The organism is Pseudomonas sp. PVC-3-1 (assembly GCF_057444315.1).
The window spans coordinates 251124-270923 of sequence record NZ_CM172023.1 but is presented as its reverse complement, the minus strand read 5'-3'; the positions used below and the strand labels follow the sequence as shown (position 1 = coordinate 270923).

Below are 19800 nucleotides of genomic sequence, written 5' to 3'. Positions count from 1 at the left end.
CGATACACCCCGCTCGATGTCTGCACGCGCGACTGGTTTCGTCGGCAGGTCTCCTGGCTGGCAGGTCCTCATCCAGCGCGGCCTTCCCGGTTGCCCAGTGGCCTGATCGACCGCATGAAAATGCGCTTCATGCTGTCGGATTGCGCGGACTCGCTGCTTACAGTTGCGGGGGCAGCCACGGTTCAACCGTGTTCCCTCTTCGGCTCTCGGATGCTTCGCTGTTCAATTGCGAAGCGTCCTACGAGCACCGACGAAGCGGGTATTATGCCTGCTTTGCCCGAAGGCAGGAAAAGCCTGCCCGTCGGATCGATCGTCGCACCTTCGAGGAAATTTCATGACGCCCTGGCTGACCATCGTTGGCATCGGCGAGGACGGTTATGCCGGCCTCGGCAAGGCCGCGCGCCGCGCCCTGCTCGCCGCCAGCGAAGTGATCGGCGCGCCACGCCAGCTGGAGCTGCTGCCGCATTGTCTGCGCGCTCATCGCCAGGCCTGGCCGAGCCCGTTCAGCCTGGAACCGGTGATGCGCCGGCGCGGTGAGCCGACCTGCGTGCTGGCCAGCGGTGACCCGATGTGGTTCGGCGTCGGCGCTAGCCTGGCCCGTCAGATTCCGTCCGAGGAAATGCTCGTGCTTTCCGCGCCGTCCTCTGCCTCCCTCGCAGCGGCGCGCCTGGGCTGGGCGTTGCAGGATTGCGCGCTGCTGTCGCTGGTGGCACGCCCATTGGCCGCACTCAACGCGCAGATCCACGACGGCGCCAGGCTGCTGATCCTCAGTAACGACGGCAGCAGCCCGGCGGCGATCGCCGCATTGCTGCGCGAACGAGGATTCGGCGCGAGTCGCCTCAGCGTGCTGGAACACCTGGGCGGTGAGGCGGAGCGGCGTATCGACGGGCTTGCCAGCGACTGGTCGCAGAGCGAGATGGCTGCACTGAACCTGGTGGCTGTGCAGTGCGTAGCCGGCGTCGACGCGGTTCGTCTGCCCCTGACCATCGGCCTGCCGGACGACGCCTACCGCCATGACGGCCAACTGACCAAGCGCGACGTCCGCGCCGTGACCCTGGCACGGTTGGCACCGAAGCCCGGCGAGCTCCTCTGGGATGTCGGCGCCGGCTGCGGCTCCATTGGCATCGAGTGGATGCGCGCACATCCGAGCTGTCGCACGCTGGCCATCGAAGCCAACGACGGGCGCCAGGAACATATCCGTTTCAACCGCGACGCCCTCGGTGTGCCGGCGCTGCAACTGGTCTGCGGCGCTGCGCCGGAGGCATTGCAGGGACTGGAGCGCCCGGATGCGATCTTCATCGGCGGTGGTGTAACCCTGCCCGGTGTCTTCGAGCAGTGCTGGGAGCAACTCAAGCCTGGCGGCCGACTAGTGGCCAACGCCGTCACCCTGCAGAGCGAGTCCATGCTGCTGAGCTGGCGCGCCCGCCTTGGCGGCGAGCTGACTCGCCTGTCGGTGTCCCAGGCCCAGCCGCTCGGCGGTTTCGATACCTGGCGCGCGGCGTTGCCGATCACCTTGCTGGAAGTGCACAAGCCCCAGGCTGAATGACCATGCGTGACGAGACGCCCGAAGAACCTCGCCCGCTGCGCAGCGGCTACACCACGGGCAGTTGCGCCACCGCCACCAGCCTGGCGGCGGCGCGCCTGCTACTGACCGGTGAAGCGCTGGACGCCGCACAGATCAGCCTGCCCAAAGAGCGCAGCGCGACCCTGCGCCTGGAGTTCTGCCGCCTCACGGTTGGCGGCGCCGAAGCCGGTACGCTGAAGGATGCCGGCGACGACCCGGACGTGACCCACGGTGCGCTGGTCTTTGCGCGCGTCGCCTTGAGCAATGAGCCGGGCGTGCGTTTTTACGCTGGAGAAGGCGTCGGCACCGTCACCAAGCCGGGGCTGGTGCTCGCGGTGGGCGAGCCGGCAATCAATCCCGTTCCACGGCAGATGATGCAGGGTAACCTCGCTGCGCTGGCGGCCGAGTGCGGCTATGCCGGTGGCTTCGACGTCACCATCCATATCGAGGGCGGCGCCGAGCTGGCGCTCAAGACCATGAACCCGCGCCTGGGCATTCTCGGCGGCCTGTCGATCCTCGGCACTACCGGCATCGTCCGGCCGTTCTCCTGCTCGGCCTATATCGCGTCGATCCAGCAGGGCATCGACGTCGCCCGCGCCAACGGTTTCCGCCATCTCGCCGCCTGCACCGGCAACGCCAGCGAGGACGCCATGCGCCGTCGCTACGGTTTCGACGACACCGCGCTGATCGAGATGGGTGACTTCGCCGGTGCAGCGCTCAAGCACCTGCGCAAGGTGCCGGTGGAGCGTTTCAGCGTCTGCGGCGGCTTCGGCAAGATCAGCAAGCTCGCCGCCGGCCACATGGATTTGCACAGTCGTCACTCCAGCATCGACCTGCCGCAGCTCGCCGAGTGGGCGGCGGACATCGGCGCCTCGGCGGACCTGCAGCAACGCATGCGCGACGCCAACACCAGCCAGCAGGCGCTGGCGCTCTGTCGCGCCGAGGGCATCGCTCTGGGTGACGCCGTCTGCGCCCGCGCACTGGCCTTCGCCCGGCGCATCGTGCCCGCCGAAGTACAACTGGAAGTCTTCGCCATCGACCGCCAGGGCAACCTGGTGGGCGAAGCGCTGGAGGTTCGATGAAGCGAGTCCTGCTACTGGGCGGTATCGGCGAAGCGCTGGCTATCGCGCGGCGCCTGGGGCCGCAGCATCTCTACAGCCTCGCCGGCCTGGGCAAGGTGCCGGACGATCTGGCCTGCGAGGTGCGCGTCGGTGGTTACGGCGGCGCCGAAGGCCTTGCGGACTACATCCGCGAACGCGGTTTCGACCTGTTGCTCGACGCGACCCATCCCTACGCCGCGCAGATCAGCGCCAACGCCGCCCGCGCTGCGCAACTGGCCGGCGTGCCGTGCTGGGCGCTGCGCCGCCCCGGCTGGGAGGCGGGCGAGGGCGACGATTGGCGGCAGGTCGCCGATTGGGGGGCGCTGATCGAGGCACTGAAGGCGTTTCACCGTCCGCTGTTCACTCTGGGCCGCGAGCCGCTGGAGCACCTGGACGAGATTCCCGCCCACCAGCACTGGACCGTGCGCTGCCTGCAAAGCCTGCCTGGCAACGCGCGTGCCGAGGTGCTCGGCGCGCGCGGGCCGTTCACCCTGGAGGGCGAGCGCGAGCTATTTACCCGCCTGGGCACCGACGTGCTGGTCAGCAAGAACAGTGGTAGCCAGGCCACCGAGCCAAAGCTGCAAATCGCCCGCGAGTGTGGTGTGCCGGTGCTGATCCTGGCGCGGCCGGCGCTGCCGAAAGTGGACCGGGAGTTCGACAGCGTCGAGTCGCTGTGGGCTGCCTTGGCGGGCCGACTTTTATAGGAGCGAGCTTGCTCGCAAACCCATCGGCCTACTCCGAGCCGTCAGCGCTTATGCCACTGAGCTACGACAAAGGCTCTGTGGGGCGACCTGTTCCGGGGAGTTCACAGCTTCGTAGTGGTTCGCGAGCAAGCTCGCTCCTACGGGGCTGTAACGTCTCTTCTCCGCCAACGCACCTGGCTCTATGCTGGGCCCCGGTTATCACAGGGAGTGACACCATGCTGCGAATCCTCGGCCGCGCTTCATCGATCAACGTGCGCAAGGTGCTCTGGACCTGCGCCGAACTGAACCTGTCCTACGAACGGGAAGACTGGGGCACGGGTTTCCGTTCGACTGCCTCGGCGGAATTCATTGCACTCAACCCCAACGCCATGGTGCCGGTGCTCGTCGACGGCGACTTCGTGCTCTGGGAGTCCAATGCCATCTGCAGCTACCTCGCCACGCAGTATCCGCTCGATGAACTGCTGCCCACCTCGGTGCGCGAGCGCGCGCTGGTGGAGCAGTGGATGGGCTGGCAGGCCACCGAACTGAACAGCGCCTGGCGCTACGTGTTCATGGCCAGGGTGCGCAACAGTCCCAGCCACACTGACGAATCCGCCATCGCCCTGAGCGAGGCGCAGTGGAATCACTGCATGGCCCTGCTGGACCGGCAATTGGAGCGCACCGGCGCCTTCGTCACCGGTGCCTGCTTCAGTCTCGCCGATGTTGTGCTCGGTCTGTCGGTGAACCGCTGGTACCTGACGCCCATGCAGCGCCCCGATCTACCGGCTGTGGCGGCCTACTACGAGCGGCTGAGCGAGCGACCGGGGTTCCTGCAGCATGGGCGCAATGGGGAGCCTTGAGGGCGAATATCGCGATGCTGCGAGATTGCCCTCTCCCCAGCCCTCTCCCAGAGGGAGAGGAGGCCGTTCGGAGTGGGCAATGTATCGGCGCTAACCGGCGAACGTTGGTCGATCAGAGCGCGCAGGACTGTTCCCTCTTCCTCTGGAAAAGGGTGAGGGGCTCTTAGCGATAGGAACCGGAAATTTCAGCGATCCGCCGATACTCTGCGCCCAGCTCGCCGGCCAGTTTTTGTGCGCGGCCAAGCCGTACCGCGCCACCTTCGATATCCACCAGCACAGTCGGGCAGTCCATCGGCTGCAACGCCGGCCAGTCACGCAGGCGGCCGTCGGTCAGTATCAGCAGGCGTTGGTGCTCGCCTGGCTTCTGTCGCTGGCGCTTGTCCAGCCATTCCCGAGCTCGCTCAAGTGCCTCGATCAGCGGAGTGCCGCCGCCGGCACCGAGCGCTTCCAGCCAGTCCTGGAGTTGCGCAGAGGCCTTCTGGCCCTGCCACAACCAGCGCGCTTGTGCGCCGGTGGCGTGCAGCACGGCGAGGCGTGCGCGTTGGCGATAGGCCTGTTCGAAGGTGTCGGCGAGCAGGCCCTTGGCTTGTGCGAGGGCGCCGTGGCGACGGGTGCTGGCGGAGGCGTCGACTATCACCAGCCAGAGCTCGCCGGGCTTGCGGCTGCGGGCGCGCAGCACCAGGTCTGCGCGGTCTTGCGGGCGGCCATTGCGCAGCGTGGCAGGCCAATCGATACGGCCGTGCGTACCCTGTTGGCGGGCGCCGCTGCGGCCGCCGGCGAGCTGGCCGGGTCGGGGGTGGGCATCCGCGCCTGGGGCCGGGTGCGGGCGGATGCTCAGGACTTTTTTGGCCAGCCCGTCAGTTGCCGGCGTTCGCCCATGGCGATGCGCTGCGCGGGTAGTTCGCCCCATTGGCCCTCGCCGTTGGATGGGTTGGACGGCGCTTGCGATTGGCTGGAGGCGGACTGCGGAGGCGTTGCCGATGGTGACGGCGCATGGCGACGGCGGTGGGCGAGGGCGAAGTGTTCCACCGCATCGATGTCCTCCGCCTCGATGGCGTCAGCCCCGCGCCACGCCGCATGAGCGCGGGCGGTGCGCAACCAGACCAGATCGGCGCGCAGGCCGTCGACACCGGCGGCATGGCAGCGCTCGGCGATGTCGTTCAAGGCGCTGTCATCCAGCGCAATCGCCGCGAGTTGCCGGCGAGCGTCGCTGCAGCGTTGTTGCAGCGCTTGTTGCGCGCCTTGCCACTTTATGACGAAAGCCTGCGGATCGGCGTCGAAGGCCAGCCGCCGGCGGACGATTTCGGCGCGCTCGGTCGGCGCGGGCGCACCTGCCAGTTGCACCTTGAGGCCGAAGCGATCCAGCAGTTGCGGGCGCAGTTCGCCTTCCTCGGGGTTCATCGTGCCGATCAGTACGAAGCGCGCCGGGTGGCTGTGGGACAGGCCGTCGCGTTCGATCAGGTTGACCCCGCTGGCAGCCACGTCGAGCAGCAGGTCGACGAGGTGGTCGGGCAGCAGGTTCACCTCATCCACATAGAGCACGCCGCCGTGGGCGTTGGCCAGCACGCCGGGGGAGAACTGCGCGCGGCCTTCACCCAGTGCCGCGTCCAGGTCGAGGGTGCCGACGATGCGTTCCTCGCTGGCGCCCAGCGGCAGGGTGACGAAGCGCCCGCCATCCAGCAGGTCGGCGACGCCGCGCGCCAGGGTGGACTTGGCCATGCCGCGCGGCCCTTCGATCAGCACGCCGCCGATGGCCGGATCGATGGCTGCCAGGCACAGGGCCAGCTTCAGCTCATCGGCGCCGACGACGGCTGCCAGTGGGAAATGGGGAAGGGCGCTCATGGGGATTTCCTGCGGATTTCGTCCGTGCATGGTAGCGAACCGAGCGTAGGAGGTGCGACCAATGTCCATCAGAACGATAGAGCCAAGTCATTGATCGGCACGTCGCGATGCAGTAACTTGGCTCCACTTCCACGGAGAACATCATGCCGTCCAGCTTGTCCATCCAGTCCCTCGCCCGCCTCGGTGCCATTGGCTCCGTGGTTGCTTGCGCGCAGGTTCTGGCCGCTGCTGCCGGTTATTTCTTCTATGGGTATTGGTTTAGCCAAAGGCGCGCCTGATACCCCACAGGCGCCCTAGCAAGCAGGGTCGCCAACCAGACAGTTTCCCAAAACCCCGGTCGGCAACCCGACCGGGGTTTTTGTTTTTCCGGCCCACAAGGCCAACGCATTGCAAACGAATTGAATCGGGCCAAAACGCCCGGAGAGAGGATCGACACATGAACACCACTTATTACCGTTACTACCGCAACTCCGACTGGCGATTTAGCAGCGCGCTGCGTGCCACCCAACGAACCTTGCCACGAACACTTAGATAGAGCGCCGAGCGCGGAGAGACCACCGCGCCGGCCAAGGATGCCAGTCAGATGAACGCTTCCACCTCCACCCTGATCCGCCAAGCACACGCAGCCACCGCCGAAGTCCTCGACCTCCCGCTGCCCTCCGCCCGCCGCCGCGAACAGCCGCTGCCGAGCCCCGCCGAACTGCGCCAGCGCCTGCCGCTGTCCGCCGCCATGGCCCACCGCGTCCGCGAAGGCCGCGAGGCGATCCGCGCCGTGCTCGATGGCCGCGACCCGCGCCTGCTGGTCGTTATCGGCCCCTGCTCGCTGCACGACCCTGTTTCCGCCCTCGAATACGCCGACCGCCTCGCCGAACTGGAGCCGCAGGTGAGCGACCAGCTGCTGCTGGTGATGCGCGCCTACGTCGAAAAGCCGCGCACCACCATCGGCTGGAAAGGCCTGGTCTACGACCCGCAACTGGACGGCAGCGGCGACATGGCCGGCGGCCTGGAACTGTCGCGCCGGCTGATGCTGGGCATGCTCGAACGCGGCCTGCCGATCGCCACCGAACTGCTGCAACCGCTGGTGGCCGGCTACTTCGACGACCTGCTGGGCTGGGCCGCCATCGGCGCGCGCACCAGCGAATCCCAGGTGCACCGCGAGATGGTCAGTGGTCTCGATCTGCCGGTGGGCTTCAAGAACGGCACCGACGGCAGCATTGGCATCGCCACCGATGCCATGCGTTCGGCCGCGCACCCGCACCAGCACTTCGGCATCGATGCGCTGGGCCGGCCTTCGCTGGTACAGACCCAGGGCAACCCGGATACCCATCTGGTGCTGCGCGGCGGCCACGCCGGGCCGAACTTCGATGCGGCCAGCGTGCAGCAGATTCGCCAGGGGCTGGAGAAGCTCGGCCTCGAGGCGAGCATCATGGTGGATTGCAGCCACGCCAACAGCGGCAAGGACCCACTGCGCCAGCCGGCGGTACTGGACAGCGTGCTCGACCAGCGCCTGGCCGGCGACGCCTCGCTGCGCGGCGTGATGCTGGAGAGTCACCTGTTCGACGGCTGCCAGCCGCTGTCCGGTGAACTGCGCTACGGTGTATCGATCACCGACGGCTGCCTGGGCTGGAGCGGCACCGAGGCGTTGCTGCTGAATGCCGCAGAGCGCCTGCGTCGCGGTTGATGTCGATGGTGCGGCGTACAACCGCGAACGGTTGTGCGCCCTACGCTCGAATGCTTTTCGTAGGAGCGAGCTTGCTCGCGAACGAGTTTCCCGGCAGCTCAGAGTCTGGGCGGGTTCGCGAGCAAGCTCGCTCCTACACAACAGTGCGCCATGCCGCGCTGTTGTGTAGGAGCGGACTTTGTCCGCGATAGGTCTGCAGCACGCCGGATACCATCGCGGACGGAGTCCGCTCCTACAAAAGCTGGAAATTCCTCACTGCTCCTCGCTATCCACCAGCAGGTTCTCCAGCATCTCGCGGTATTCCCCTGGCTCTTCCCACAACCCGCGCTGCTGCGCTTCCACCAGGCGTTCGGCAATGTCGCGCAGGGCTTCGGGGTTGTGCTGGCGGATGAATTCGCGGGTGTCGTCGTCCAGCAGGTAGGCGTCGGCCAGCAGGCGGTACTGGTGGTCGTCGACCAGCTCGCTGGTGGCGTCGAAGGCGAACAGGTAGTCCACCGTCGCGGCCAGTTCGAAGGCACCCTTGTAGCCGTGGCGCTTCATGCCGGCGACCCATTTCGGGTTCACCGCGCGCGCGCGCACCACGCGGCCGAGTTCTTCCTTCAGGGTGCGGATGCGCGGGTTGTCCGGCTGGCTGTGGTCGCCGTGGTAGCTGGCCAGTGCCTGGCCCTGGATGACCTCGGCGGCGGCGAGCATGCCGCCCTGGAACTGGTAGTAGTCGTTGGAGTCGAGGATGTCGTGCTCGCGGTTGTCCTGGTTGTGCAGCACCGCCTGCAGGCCGGACAGGCGCTGGGCGAAGCGCTCGCGCGCCGGTGTGCCGTCGTCGCCGGCACCGTAGGCGTAGCCGCCCCAGTTCAGGTAGGCCTCGGCGAGGTCGGCGCGACTGTCCCACTGGCGCGATTCGATTACGCCCTGCACGCCGGCACCGTATGCGCCGGGCTGTGCGCCGAAGATGCGCCAGCCGGCCTGTCGGCGAGCTTCGTCGAAATCCAGACCTTCGCTTAGCAGGCGAGATTGATCAGCTCGCACGCGAGCCGCCAGCGGGTTCAGATCATCCGGCTCGTCCAGCGCAGCGACGGCCTGCACGGCGGCGTCGAACAGGCGGATCAGGTTGGCGAAGGCATCGCGGAAGAAGCCCGAGACCCGTAGCGTCACGTCGACGCGCGGGCGGTCGAGCAGGCTGATCGGCAGGATCTCGAAATCCTCCACGCGCTGGCTGCCGGCCTGCCACACCGGACGCACGCCGAGCAGCGCGAGGGCCTGGGCGATGTCGTCGCCGCCGGTACGCATGGTTGCCGTGCCCCACACCGACAGGCCGAGCTGGCGCAGGTGGTCGCCATGGTCCTGCAGGTGGCGTTCGAGCAGGCGACTGGCGGACTGGAAGCCCAGGCGGAAGGCGGTGGGCGTGGGCAGGTTGCGCACGTCCACGGTGAAGAAGTTGCGCCCGGTGGGCAGCACATCGACCCGCCCGCGACTGGGTGCGCCGCTGGGGCCGGGCGGCACGAAGCGGCCGTCGAGGCCGGCGAGCAGGTGGCCGATTTCGCTGGCGCCGCAGGCGTCCAGGGTCGGTGCGATCTGCTGCTGCAACTGCGCGAGGACCGCCGCGCTGGCGCTGCCGGGCGCGCTGACCGAGCCGTCGATCAGGCGCAGGGCGAACAGCTCCAGGCGCTCGCGGGTGTCACCGTTGCTGCGCCAGGTTTCGTCGCTGACGGCGGTCAACAAGTCAGGGCGCGGACCTTCCCACGGCTCGGCGAAAGCTTCGTCCAGCGGGTCGCGACCCAGCTGCAAATCCTCGCTCAGTGCGCGCAACAGGCTGGCGTTGCCGCCGCGTCCGTCGCCGCGCGGAATGCGCACCAGCGACAGCAGCGTGTCGCGGCGCAACTCGCCCACGGGCGATTCGCCGAACACATGCAGACCGTCGCGAATCTGCGATTCCTTGAGGTCGCAGAGGTAGGCGTCCAACTGCGGCAGCCAGCTTTCCGGGTCGTCGCTCAGTTGCAGGCCCAGCTCGCGGTCCAGCGCGGTCTCGCGCACCAGCGTGAGGATGTCGCCACGCAGCTCGCTGGCGCGGCGCGGGTCGAGCAGGGAGGCGTCGTAGTACTCGTCGGCCAGCCGTTCAAGGTCACGCAGCGGGCCGTAGTTTTCCGCGCGGGTCAGCGGCGGCATCAGGTGGTCGATGATCACGGCTTGCGCGCGGCGCTTGGCCTGTGCGCCTTCGCCGGGATCGTTGACGATGAAGGGGTAGAGGTTGGGGAGCGGACCGAGGATCGCGTCCGGCCAGCACTCTTCCGAGAGCCCGACGCCCTTGCCCGGCAGCCATTCCAGGTTGCCGTGCTTGCCGACGTGGATCACAGCATCGGCGCCGAACACTTCGCGCAGCCAGAAGTAGAAGGCGAGGTAGCCGTGGGGCGGCACCAGTGACGGGTCGTGGTAGATCGCCGCCGCGTCGAGCTGGTAGCCGCGCGCCGGCTGGATGCCGACAAAGCCCAGGCCGAAGCGCAGGCCAGCGACCATCATCCGGCCGCTGCGGAACATCGGGTCCTGTTGCGGCTCGCCCCAGCGCTCGCGCACGGCTTGCTGGTTGGCCGCGGGCAGGCGCGCGAAGCAGGCGAGGTAGTCGTCCAGCGCCAGGCTCTGCGCGCAGGGGCGCAGGTCGAGGCTGTCGAGGTCGTTGCTGACGCCGCCGAGCAGTTGCTGGATCAGCGCCGTGCCGGAATCGGGCAAACCGGCGACCGGATAACCCTGAGCCTCCAGCGCGCTCAGGATGTTCAATGCGGCGGCCGGCGTGTCGAGGCCGACGCCGTTGCCGATGCGGCCATCGCGGGTTGGATAGTTGGCCAGGATCAGCGCCACGCGCTTGTCGGCATTGGCCTTGCGCGCCAGCAGCATCCAGCGCCGCGCCAGCTCGGCGACGAAGTCCATGCCTGGCAGGTGCGGCAGGTAGCAGACCACGTCGCTCTGGCTGCGCTCGCTGCGCCAGGCCAGGCCCTTGAAGCTGATCGGCCGGGTGATGAGGCGGCCGTCCAGCTCCGGCAGCGCGATGTGCATGGCCAGGTCGCGCGGGCCGAGGCCCTGCGGGTTGGCGCGCCAGAGATCGAGGTTATCCAGCGAGCAGATGGCCTGCAGCACCGGCACGTCGCGTCTGAAAGGGCGTTCCTGTGGCGCTTCCGGGTTCGACTGGGCGAAGCCGGTGGTGTTGATGATCAACTCGGCGTCGGCGCTATCGAGCAGGCCTTCTACCGTCGCCAGGCACGCGGCTTCCTTGAGGCTGGCCACGGCGATGGGCAGCGGGTTGATGCCCTGGGCCTGCAGGCGTTCGCAGAAGGTGTCGATAAAGCCGGTGTTCGCCGCTTGCAGGTGCGTGCGATAGAACAGCAAGGCGGCCACCGGGGACTCGGGATGCCAGTCGGCCTGCCAGCGGGCGAGGTCGCAACTGCCCACTTGCGGGTGATAGACCGACACGCGCGGCAGGGTTTGTGGCTCGCTCCAGGCGTAATCGCGTTGCAGGTGACGGTTGGCGAGGCAGGCGAAGAATTGCCGGGCGTTGTCCATGCCGCCCTGGCGCAGGTACTGCCAGAGGCGCTCTGCGTCGTGCGACGCAACGCTGCACAGCGCGGCCAGTTCGGGGTCGGGTTTGTCGTCGCCGGGTACCGCGATCAGCGTGACGCCGCGCTCGGCCAGCGCCACCAACTGCTCCATGCCGTAGCGCCAGTAACCGACACCACCGTGCACGGAAATCAGGATGACCTTGGCATGTTGCAGCACCTCGTCGACGTAGAGGTCCACCGAGGCGTGGTTCTGCAACTGCATGGGGTTGGCCAGGCGCAGGCTCGGGTAATCCTCCGGCAGTTCGCGGGCGGCCTCGGCGAGCAGCGCCAGGTGCGAGTCGCCGCTGCAAAGAATCACCAGGTCGGCGGGCGTCTGGGCCAGGTCGGCGATGCCGTCGTCGGGGACGAAGCCGCCGGGTTGGGTGCGCAGCAGGTGCATGGGTTTGCTCGATGGTGGCTCTTCGTAGGAGCGAGCTTGCTCGCGAACATTGCCCCGCTGCGAGGTTGGTTCGCGAGCAAGCTCGCTCCTACACGATCAGGAGAGGGCGGTACGCAGCTCGTTGGCGATGGCGGCCTGGTCCAGTTCCTGGCCGATCACCACCAGGCGCGTGCCGCGGGTTTCATCGCTGCGCCAGGCGCGGTCGAAGTGCTTGTCAAAGCGCTTGCCGACACCTTGCACCAGCAGGCGCATGGGTTTGCCGGGGATGGCGACGAAGCCCTTGATGCGCAGCACGGCGTGGCGCTCGACCAGCGCGTTCAGGGCATCCAGCAGGGCGCGCTCTTCCACTTCCGGGAGGTCGACATGGAAGGAGTCGAACTCGTCGTGGTCATGATCTTCATGGCCCTCGTGGTCGTGATGCGTCGGGCGGCTGTCGATGTGCAGCTCGGCTTCGGCATTCAGACCCAGCAGCACGGAGAGCGGCAGCTGGCCGGAATTGGCTTCGACGATCTTCACCGCCGGCGGCAGTTCTTCCGCGACTTCGGCGCGTACGCGGGCCAGCGCGTCGGCGTCGAGCAGGTCGGCCTTGTTCAGTACCACCAGGTCGGCGCTGGCGAGCTGGTCTTCGAAGAGTTCGTGCAGCGGCGATTCGTGATCCAGGTTCGGGTCCTGCTTGCGCTGCTCGTCCACCTGCTCGGGGTGGGCGGCGAAGGTGCCGGCGGCCACGGCCGGGCTGTCGACCACGGTGATCACCGCATCCACGGTGCAGGCGTTGCGGATTTCCGGCCATTGGAAGGCCTGCACCAGCGGCTTGGGCAGGGCCAGGCCGGAAGTTTCGATGAGTATCTGGTCGAGGTCGCCGCGGCGCGCCACCAGCTCGCGCATCACCGGGAAGAATTCTTCCTGCACGGTGCAGCACAGGCAGCCGTTGGCCAGTTCGAAGACGCGGCCGACCGCTTCTTCTTCGCTGCAGCCAATGGAGCACTGCTTGAGGATTTCGCCGTCGATGCCCAGCTCGCCGAATTCGTTGACGATCACCGCGATGCGGCGGCCTTCGGCATTGTCGAGCATGTGGCGGAGCAGGGTGGTCTTACCGGCACCGAGGAAGCCGGTGACGATGGTGACGGGGAGTTTGGCCAGGGTTTTCATGCGCGCCTCGCAAGCGGAAGTTGGAAGGCGGATGAAGGGCGCGCGCGCGGGTTCGCCGCGCAACGAAGGTCGCCACCGGATCACCCCGCCCGGTTGTCTGTTGATAACGAACCGGTTCCGGATCTCGCGAGCTAGAGCCAGGCTAGGCGGAGGATCGCCGGGGATGCAGAGTTGACTGTAGTCAATGAGCAGTCCACGGCGATCCTCCAACGCAGCATGGCCGACGCGCAGCAGATCGAAAACCGGTGACGAGGCAGGTCTCCTGGCTCACAGCCCTTGGTTATCTCTTCGCCTTCCCGCCCGAATCGGCAGTGGCGCATGAAGAGACAGGCTGTTCACAGTTGCGGGGGCAGCCGTGGCGCATCCGAAGATTTCCACGTTCCCTCTTAGCTCCGGCCAGCGCCGGAGAACCTCGAAGGGAGGAAGGCTACGCAGCGTAGACGGGGCGGTCAATCGCCGGGGATCGGTTGACGCCTGCCGGCTGCCGTGGTCAGCTAGCGCGGTTTCAGGTGTCTCGCGCCGCGCGCGAGGTGAAACGGGAAGCCGGTGCGTCCGCAAGGACCAGTCCGGCGCTGCCCCCGCAACGGTAGGCGATCGTAGGGTCATCAGTAGTCACTGTGCGCACGCATGGGAAGACTGACCCGCTTGGCCACGAGCCAACGTCGCAAGCCCGGAGACCGGCCTGGAGCTTTCGTTTTTTGGCAAACCCGCGGTGGGCGGGCGCAGGCCGTGGCGCGTCCTTCCGGCGCGTTCGAATGCGTTCAACCTCTGCGTTCTCTTACTTTGATCTTCAGAGGGAACGTTCATGTCCAGCAGCACCCTGACGCACGCGTCGAGCACTTCCATCCCCCTTTCCAAGCGCATCAGCCTGGCCGTTGGCGCCAGCCTGCTGGGCGCGCTGCTGGTGTATTTCGCCGGCTTCTCGCATCTGGAAGCGGTGCACAACGCCGCGCACGACACCCGCCACAGCGCTGGTTTCCCCTGCCACTGATGTGCACCGCCTGCGCGTAAGCGCAGCGAATTCGAGGCACTCCCGGTCGCGCGTTCGCAGCGTTCGAGGCCTCGTCTCGCCTGGAGAATTGCAATGATCAAACGTATCGCCCAGACCGCCGGTTTCGCCGGTCTGATCGCGGCGCTGGTACTCACCGTGGTCCAGTTGCTGTGGGTATCCCCGCTGATCCTCAAGGCGGAAACCTATGAGAAATCCGAGCCGGCCGCCGCGCTGGTCGAGGAGCACGCTCATGAGCATGCCGAGGGTGCTGCCGCTGGCCACCACCATGACGCGCAAGCCTGGGAACCGGAAGACGGCTGGCAGCGCATCCTCTCCACCACCGGCGGCAACCTGGTGGTCGCGGTGGGCTTCGCCCTGATGCTGGCCGGCCTGTTCACCCTGCGCGAGCCGGGCAAGACCTCCGAAGGCCTGCTCTGGGGCCTGGCCGGTTTCGCCGTGTTCACCCTGGCTCCATCTCTGGGCCTGCCGCCGGAAGTCCCCGGCACCGCCGCCGCCGACCTGAACCTGCGGCAGACCTGGTGGATCGGCACGGCCGCCGCCACCGCCGCCGGCCTCGCGCTGCTGGTGTTCGGCCGCAACTGGGCACTGAAGATCGTCGGTGCCGCACTGCTGGTGGTACCGCATGTGATCGGCGCGCCGCAGCCGGAAGTGCATTCCAGCCTCGCGCCGGAAAGCCTCGCCCATGAGTTCATCGTCGCCTCGCTGGTCACCAACGCGGTGTTCTGGGCAGCCCTGGGCCTGGTCGCGGCCTGGCTGTTCCGTCGCTTCGCGCCGTCGGCCTGATCCACGCGTTATGCTCGACCCCCGCAGCCGGCTCGGCCGCCTGCGGGGTTTTGTTTTCTGGAGATAGAGAATGACGCTGGTTGCCGGCCTGGGTTGCCGCCGTGGCTGCTCGCTCGATGAACTGCGCGAGTTGCTGCGCGAAACGCTGGCGGAAGTCGGACTCGACGAGTCGAACCTCACCGCGCTGGCCAGCGCCACGCTGAAGGCCGACGAAGACGGGCTTGTCGCGCTGGCCACCGCGCTCGACCTGCCGCTGGCACTGTTCACGCCGCAACAGCTCGCGACATGCGAGAAGCGCCTGGGCGAGCCCTCCGAAACCGTGCGCGCCGCCACCGGGAGCGCCAGCGTAGCCGAGGCGGCGGCATTGCTACAGGCCGAGGCGCAAAGCGGTGCGCCGGCACGCCTGCTGGTGGGCAAACGGCGCAGCGATCAAGCCACCTGCGCGCTGGCTTTCATCCCCGTCGAACTCATACAGGAGCAGCCATGACGGTCCATTTCATCGGTGCCGGCCCCGGCGACCCTGAACTCATCACGGTCAAGGGCCAGCGGCTGATCCGTTCCTGTCCGGTGATCCTCTACGCAGGCTCGCTGGTACCGCCGGCGGTGCTGGAAGGGCACAGCGCCGAACGCGTGGTGAATACCGCCGAACTGCACCTGGACGAGATCGTCGCACTGCTGGCCCAGGCCCATGGCGAAGGCAAGGATGTTGCCCGAGTGCACTCCGGCGACCCGTCGCTGTACGGCGCCATCGGTGAGCAGATTCGCCACCTGCGTGCGCTGGGCATTCCCTATGAGATCGTTCCTGGCGTAACCGCCACCTCTGCCTGCGCGGCGATCCTGGGTTGCGAGCTGACCCTGCCGGATATCTCGCAGACGCTGATCCTTACCCGTTACGCCCACAAGACGCGCATGCCCGAAGGTGAATCCCTTGCCGAGCTGGCGCAGCACCGTGCGACCCTGGCGATTCATCTCGGCGTGGGACAGTTGCCGAACATCGTCGCCGAACTGCTGCCGCACTACGGCGCCGATTGCCCGATCGCGGTGATCCACCGCGCCAGCTGGCCGGATCAGGACCAGGTCACCGGCACCCTCGGCGACATCCTGGCCAAGGCCGAAGCCAAGGGCTTCCGGCGCACGGCGCTGATCCTGGTGGGCAAGGTGCTGGGGGCGGAGGGATTTGCCGATTCGTCGCTGTACAGCGCGGGGCACGCGCATCTGTATCGGCCGTGATGCTTTTCCAGAGGTTACTGCTGGGCGAGGCCTAGCATAGGAGCGGACTCTGTCCGCGATCGCGCTGACGTTGCTCCGGCGCGCCAGGGAGCCCGGCCAACCCATCGCGGACGAAGTCCGCTCCAACGCGGGGCCAGGCTCGCCATTCGACACCAGGCCACGCACAAGTCGGCGCGTTGCATTTCGTAGGAGCGAGCAAGCTCGCTCCTACAGGTACCCTTGGGTTCAATCGTCCAGCGCTTCGAGTTCGCTAAGCTGCTCGTCGATCATCGCCTTCAACTGCTCCGCGGCCAGCGGCTTGTGCAGCAGCGGCCAGCCATGGGCGGAGGCCTGGGCGAGCAACTGCGGGTCGGTGTCGCCGGTGACCAGCACGGCGGCTATCCAGTCGTCATCGTAATGCTCGTGCAGGCGGGTGATGGCGTCGATGCCGGTCTGGTGGTCGCGCAGGCGGTAGTCGCTGATGATCAGGTCTGGCTTGTGCGCGGCGGTCGTCGCGTCGGCCAGCAGATCGGCGACATCGGCAACGATAACGTGCCGGTATTCCCAGCTCTGGAACAGCAGGCGCAGCCCTTCGCGGTTTTCCGCATCGTCTTCGATCAGGTAGATCAGCTTGTCGCTGCCCGCCACCGTGCGCAGCGGCAGGATTTCCGGTTGGCGCGGCTGCACGGCGGTGGCGCGCGGCAGGCTGATCATGAAGGCGCTGCCGTGCCCTTCGCGCGAATGCAGCGCCAGCGGATGGTCGAGCAGCCGCGCGGTGCGCTGGACGATGGCCAGCCCGAGGCCGAGGCCCTTGCTGCGATCGCGCTCGGGGTTGTCCAACTGGTGGAACTCCCAGAACACCTTCTGCTGTTCGCGCTCGGGAATTCCCGGGCCGCTATCCCAGACCTCCACGCGTACCTGACGGCCGCGGCGGCGCCAGCCGATCAGCACGCCGCCCTGCTCGGTGTAGCGGATGGCGTTCTCCACCAGATTTCGCAGGATGCGTTCGATCAGCGCCGGGTCGGACTTCACGAAAGGCGCGCCGGACCGTACGCGCAGGCTCAGGCCCTTGTCGGTCGCCTGTACACGGCAGTCTCCGGCGATGCGCTCGATCAACTCGGCGAGGGAGAAGGCCTGCAGGTTGGGTTGGACGATGCCGGCATCCAGCCGCGAGATATTCAGCAGCGCATCGAACAGCGAACCCTGCGCCGCCAGGGCGCGGGAGATGTGCTCGACAAGGTTGCGGCTGGCATCGTCCAGCGCCTGCTTCTGCAGGGCGCCCAGGTACAGGCCGAGCGCGTAGGTGGGCTGGCGCAGGTCGTGGCTGGCGCTGGCGAGGAATCGGGTCTTGGCCTGGTCGCTGCGTTCGGCAGCTTCCTTCTCGATGCTCAGTCTCTGCAGCAGTTCGATGTTCTCGAAACGCAGCAGCAGCGAGTCCACCAAGGTCGCGTGGAAGCGATAGGCGAAGGCGCAGATGGTGAAGGCGTAGACCAGTGCCGCCGCGCCAAGGGTCTTGCTCAGGACGTCCGGCAGCAGCACCAGCAGGCTGGCGAAGGGCAGGGTGAAGGCCGGCACGATGAACAGGTAGAACAGCGGCAGGACGATGCTGTAGGCATTCATCACACCGGTGCCCAAGCCCAGCAGAACGACCACCACGTACATCTGCATCGAGGGAGGCAGCACGGTCATCCAGTAGGCGGCGGGCAGGCCCCAGAGCAGGCCCGAGAGGCCGGTGGTGATCATCACCAGGACCAGCCAGCTGCGCCGGGGGCCGGCGCCGCTGTCGCGCAGTTGGTCGTAGCGCCGCAGCAGCCACAGGCGGGCACCGCCCAGCAGGGTCTGCGCGGCGAACCAGGCCAGCAGCGATTCCAGCGGCAGCGCGCCGTTGAGCACCCAGGTGGTGAGTCCGGCGACCAGGTAGGCGGCGATGATGGAGAAGGGCGAGTTGCGCCGCAGCACGTCGAACTGCTCGGCGCGCACCGGCTCGGCGTAGGGGGAGTGGCTAAGGTCGCGTTGCCAGAGGTTCATCGGGCCATCCGTGGAAAGTGATCAGTCGGCCTTGCCTGTATAGCAATCACCGCCGGCTGCGCCCAGTGTTTCAGGGCAGCCACTGATTCCCGTGCATCCGCGAGTACGCGCCGAGCGCGATGCAGTTGATGCTCTTCGTAGGAGCGAGCTTGCTCGCGAACAGGGTTTCCGGCGGCATCGATGCTGGGCGTTTCGCGAGCAAGCTCGCTCCTACAAAAAAGCAGCTCAGGCGAGCCACTCGTCTGAGCGCGGCGCCATGCCGCGACGCAGGTACCAGCGCACCCACAGGTGCACGCCGAGCGCGGCGCTCACTGTGAGCAGGATCATCAGGCCTTCCGCTTCCATGGCAGCTTCCCTCGTCCGGGTTTCCTGCCTGTCAGGGTAATGCCTGCGACAAAGCGCCGCACAGGTACAGATCGTTTCCGAATGTGCGGATCAGTCTGACAGCAGAAGCCTTCAGCCCTGCAGCGAGTGAATGATCCGCCCTAGGGTCTCCATCGCCTGCTCGCTGGCTGTCGTCCAGGGATGGCCGTAGTTCAGGCGCAGACAGTGGCCGAAACGCCGCGTCGCGGAAAAGATCGGCCCAGGGGCGAGGCTGATACCTTGGGCGTGGGCGAGCTGGAACAGCTTGAGCGCGTCGATGTGCTCGGGCAGTTCCAGCCAGAGGAAGTAGCCGCCGCTGGGCCGGGTGACGCGCGTGGCGGCGGGGAAGTGCCGGGCCACGGCGGCGAGCATCGCGTGCTGCTGGCTTTCCAGCGCGTGACGCAACTTGCGCAGATGGCGGTCGTAGCCGCCGTGCTGCAGGTAGTCGGCAATGGCTGCCTGGGCCGGCACGGAGGCTGACAGGCTGGTCATCAGCTTGAGCCGCTCGATCTGCTCGGCGTAGCGCCCGCCGGCCACCCAGCCGACCCGGTAGCCTGGCGCCAGGCTCTTGGAGAAGGAGCTGCAGTGCATCACCAGCCCTTCGCTGTCGAACGCCTTCACCGGCTTCGGCGCCTGGGCAGCGAAGTACAGTTCGGCGTAGACGTCGTCCTCGATCAGCGGCACCTGGTGCTTGGCCAGCAGGGCGGCGAGGGCACGCTTCTTGTCCTCGCTCATACTGGCGCCCAGCGGGTTCTGGAAGTTGCTCATGAACCAGCAGGCCTTGATCGGTAGACGCGCCAGGCTGTCGGCGAGTACGTCGAGGTCGATGCCTTCGCGCGGGTGCACGGGGATTTCCACGGCCTTGAGCTTCAAGCGCTCCAGTACCTGCAGGCTGGCGTAGAAGGCCGGCGCTTCGATGGCGACCAGGTCGCCCGGCTGGGTGACTACCTGCAGGCACAGGTTGAGCGCTTCCAGGGCGCCATTGGTGACCACCAGTTCTTCCACCGGCAGCGGCATGCCGCCGACCATGTAGCGCAGGGCGATCTGCCGGCGCAGCGCGTGGCTGCCGGGAGCGAGGTCGGCGACTACCGAGCGCGGGTCCATGTCACGCACGGCGTGGGCCATGGAACGCGCCAGGCGCGGCAGGGGGAAGAGCTCCGGCGCCGGGAAGGCCGAGCCGAAGGGCACGGTGTCCGGGTCCTTGATCGAACTGAGCACCGAGAACACCAGCTCGCTGACGTCCACTTCGGTGGTCTGCGCGTCGTGGCGGGCGATCTCCGGTTCGGCCAGGGCGCGCTGCACATGCTCGCGGACGAAGTAGCCCGAGCGCGCGCGGGCGACGATCAGCCCGCGATCTTCCAGCAGGTAATAGGCCTGGAACACTGTCGAAGCACTGACCCCGTAGGTGCGGCTGGCGTGGCGCACCGAGGGGACCTTCTGACCGGGGGCGAGCACGCCGCTGCGGATCAGGCCGGCAATCTCGTCGGCGAACTTCTCGTAGCGCTTCATCTTGTCCTGCACGGTGGCCTGAGGGGCGGAAGA

The 19800-nt window shown here is 67.4% G+C and carries 15 protein-coding genes and 3 riboswitches; of the genes, 9 read left to right on the top strand and 6 right to left on the bottom strand.

Translation table 11 applies throughout. The features are described 5' to 3' along the window. Nucleotides 1–26: 26 nt before the first annotated feature. Nucleotides 27–267: riboswitch (cobalamin riboswitch) on the bottom strand. A gap of 67 nt (nucleotides 268–334) precedes the next feature. From cbiE to AC2T4A_RS01295, 4 genes are all read left to right on the top strand, one after another. Further along, nucleotides 335–1546, top strand: coding sequence for a precorrin-6y C5,15-methyltransferase (decarboxylating) subunit CbiE (cbiE, locus tag AC2T4A_RS01310; RefSeq protein ID WP_416746380.1), 1212 nt, complete (start codon nucleotides 335–337; stop codon nucleotides 1544–1546). Nucleotides 1547–1548: 2 nt separating this feature from the next. Beyond that, on the top strand, nucleotides 1549–2646 hold the full coding sequence (locus AC2T4A_RS01305) for a cobalt-precorrin-5B (C(1))-methyltransferase (protein ID WP_486742588.1): 1098 nt from the start codon (nucleotides 1549–1551) through the stop codon (nucleotides 2644–2646). Beyond that, nucleotides 2643–3368 carry a cobalt-precorrin-6A reductase gene (locus AC2T4A_RS01300; RefSeq protein ID WP_486742587.1) on the top strand — a complete coding sequence of 242 codons (726 nt, stop codon included), beginning with the start codon at nucleotides 2643–2645 and terminating at the stop codon, nucleotides 3366–3368. Before AC2T4A_RS01305 ends, AC2T4A_RS01300 begins: the two co-directional genes overlap by 4 nt. Nucleotides 3369–3583: 215 nt before the next feature. Continuing rightward, the gene (locus tag AC2T4A_RS01295) at nucleotides 3584–4207 is read left to right on the top strand and encodes a glutathione S-transferase family protein (protein WP_416746374.1); all 624 of its coding nucleotides are present in this window, start codon (nucleotides 3584–3586) and stop codon (nucleotides 4205–4207) included. Nucleotides 4208–4370: 163 nt separating this feature from the next. Here AC2T4A_RS01295 and AC2T4A_RS01290 read toward each other — a convergent pair whose 3' ends face one another. Next, nucleotides 4371–5117: a vWA domain-containing protein gene (locus tag AC2T4A_RS01290; RefSeq protein ID WP_486742586.1), complete on the bottom strand. Its 747-nt coding sequence runs from the start codon at nucleotides 5115–5117 to the stop codon at nucleotides 4371–4373. Next, entirely contained in the window at nucleotides 5042–6049 is a 1008-nt protein-coding gene (locus AC2T4A_RS01285; RefSeq protein ID WP_486742585.1) for a magnesium chelatase ATPase subunit I, read from the bottom strand. The genes AC2T4A_RS01290 and AC2T4A_RS01285 overlap by 76 nt, the downstream gene beginning before the upstream one ends. Nucleotides 6050–6632: 583 nt before the next feature. Between AC2T4A_RS01285 and AC2T4A_RS01280 the strand changes: the two genes are divergently transcribed. After that, on the top strand, nucleotides 6633–7730 hold the full coding sequence (locus AC2T4A_RS01280; protein WP_486742584.1) for a 3-deoxy-7-phosphoheptulonate synthase: 1098 nt from the start codon (nucleotides 6633–6635) through the stop codon (nucleotides 7728–7730). Nucleotides 7731–7982: 252 nt separating this feature from the next. On the opposite strand, the gene cobN is transcribed toward AC2T4A_RS01280, so the two are convergent. After that, nucleotides 7983–11714 carry a cobaltochelatase subunit CobN gene (gene cobN / locus AC2T4A_RS01275; RefSeq protein ID WP_486742583.1) on the bottom strand — a complete coding sequence of 1244 codons (3732 nt, stop codon included), beginning with the start codon at nucleotides 11712–11714 and terminating at the stop codon, nucleotides 7983–7985. Between the two features lie 96 nt (nucleotides 11715–11810). After that, on the bottom strand, nucleotides 11811–12863 hold the full coding sequence (gene cobW, locus AC2T4A_RS01270; RefSeq protein ID WP_478378464.1) for a cobalamin biosynthesis protein CobW: 1053 nt from the start codon (nucleotides 12861–12863) through the stop codon (nucleotides 11811–11813). Between the two features lie 235 nt (nucleotides 12864–13098). Next, a riboswitch (cobalamin riboswitch) is annotated at nucleotides 13099–13293 on the bottom strand. A gap of 60 nt (nucleotides 13294–13353) precedes the next feature. Then, a riboswitch (cobalamin riboswitch) is annotated at nucleotides 13354–13563 on the top strand. Between the two features lie 105 nt (nucleotides 13564–13668). On the opposite strand from cobW, the gene AC2T4A_RS01265 reads away from it, so the two are divergent. The 4 genes from AC2T4A_RS01265 (at nucleotide 13669) to cobM (ending at nucleotide 15888) form a co-directional block, all read left to right on the top strand. After that, nucleotides 13669–13854 carry a CbtB domain-containing protein gene (locus AC2T4A_RS01265; protein WP_017521869.1) on the top strand — a complete coding sequence of 62 codons (186 nt, stop codon included), beginning with the start codon at nucleotides 13669–13671 and terminating at the stop codon, nucleotides 13852–13854. 93 nt (nucleotides 13855–13947) lie between these two features. Beyond that, complete coding sequence (locus AC2T4A_RS01260) at nucleotides 13948–14658, top strand: CbtA family protein (protein ID WP_416746360.1); 711 nt, start codon at nucleotides 13948–13950, stop codon at nucleotides 14656–14658. A 70-nt stretch (nucleotides 14659–14728) separates the two neighbouring features. After that, entirely contained in the window at nucleotides 14729–15145 is a 417-nt protein-coding gene (locus tag AC2T4A_RS01255) for a cobalamin biosynthesis protein (RefSeq protein WP_416746358.1), read from the top strand. After that, nucleotides 15142–15888, top strand: a complete 747-nt coding sequence (gene cobM / locus AC2T4A_RS01250) for a precorrin-4 C(11)-methyltransferase (RefSeq protein ID WP_478378466.1) — start codon at nucleotides 15142–15144, stop codon at nucleotides 15886–15888. The genes AC2T4A_RS01255 and cobM overlap by 4 nt, the downstream gene beginning before the upstream one ends. A 225-nt stretch (nucleotides 15889–16113) precedes the next feature. Here the strand turns inward: cobM and AC2T4A_RS01245 are convergent, their stop codons facing one another. Together AC2T4A_RS01245 and mapR are read right to left on the bottom strand one after the other, a co-directional pair. Continuing rightward, complete coding sequence (locus AC2T4A_RS01245; protein WP_416746355.1) at nucleotides 16114–17895, bottom strand: ATP-binding response regulator; 1782 nt, start codon at nucleotides 17893–17895, stop codon at nucleotides 16114–16116. 456 nt (nucleotides 17896–18351) lie between these two features. After that, nucleotides 18352–19767: a GntR family transcriptional regulator MpaR gene (gene mapR, locus AC2T4A_RS01240; RefSeq protein WP_416746469.1), complete on the bottom strand. Its 1416-nt coding sequence runs from the start codon at nucleotides 19765–19767 to the stop codon at nucleotides 18352–18354. Between the last annotated feature and the right edge of the window lie 33 nt (nucleotides 19768–19800).

Excerpts from the sequence above, each read along its gene's own strand:
- cbiE (WP_416746380.1), top strand. The coding sequence starts at position 335 with ATGACGCCCTGGCTGACCATCGTTGGCATCGGCGAGGACGGTTATGCC.
- AC2T4A_RS01305 (WP_486742588.1), top strand. The coding sequence starts at position 1,549 with ATGCGTGACGAGACGCCCGAAGAACCTCGCCCGCTGCGCAGCGGCTAC.
- AC2T4A_RS01300 (WP_486742587.1), top strand. The coding sequence starts at position 2,643 with ATGAAGCGAGTCCTGCTACTGGGCGGTATCGGCGAAGCGCTGGCTATC.
- AC2T4A_RS01295 (WP_416746374.1), top strand. The coding sequence starts at position 3,584 with ATGCTGCGAATCCTCGGCCGCGCTTCATCGATCAACGTGCGCAAGGTG.
- AC2T4A_RS01290 (WP_486742586.1), bottom strand. The coding sequence starts at position 5,117 with ATGGGGCGAACTACCCGCGCAGCGCATCGCCATGGGCGAACGCCGGCA.
- AC2T4A_RS01285 (WP_486742585.1), bottom strand. The coding sequence starts at position 6,049 with ATGAGCGCCCTTCCCCATTTCCCACTGGCAGCCGTCGTCGGCGCCGAT.
- AC2T4A_RS01280 (WP_486742584.1), top strand. The coding sequence starts at position 6,633 with ATGAACGCTTCCACCTCCACCCTGATCCGCCAAGCACACGCAGCCACC.
- cobN (WP_486742583.1), bottom strand. The coding sequence starts at position 11,714 with ATGCACCTGCTGCGCACCCAACCCGGCGGCTTCGTCCCCGACGACGGC.
- cobW (WP_478378464.1), bottom strand. The coding sequence starts at position 12,863 with ATGAAAACCCTGGCCAAACTCCCCGTCACCATCGTCACCGGCTTCCTC.
- AC2T4A_RS01265 (WP_017521869.1), top strand. The coding sequence starts at position 13,669 with ATGTCCAGCAGCACCCTGACGCACGCGTCGAGCACTTCCATCCCCCTT.
- AC2T4A_RS01260 (WP_416746360.1), top strand. The coding sequence starts at position 13,948 with ATGATCAAACGTATCGCCCAGACCGCCGGTTTCGCCGGTCTGATCGCG.
- AC2T4A_RS01255 (WP_416746358.1), top strand. The coding sequence starts at position 14,729 with ATGACGCTGGTTGCCGGCCTGGGTTGCCGCCGTGGCTGCTCGCTCGAT.
- cobM (WP_478378466.1), top strand. The coding sequence starts at position 15,142 with ATGACGGTCCATTTCATCGGTGCCGGCCCCGGCGACCCTGAACTCATC.
- AC2T4A_RS01245 (WP_416746355.1), bottom strand. The coding sequence starts at position 17,895 with ATGAACCTCTGGCAACGCGACCTTAGCCACTCCCCCTACGCCGAGCCG.
- mapR (WP_416746469.1), bottom strand. The coding sequence starts at position 19,767 with ATGAAGCGCTACGAGAAGTTCGCCGACGAGATTGCCGGCCTGATCCGC.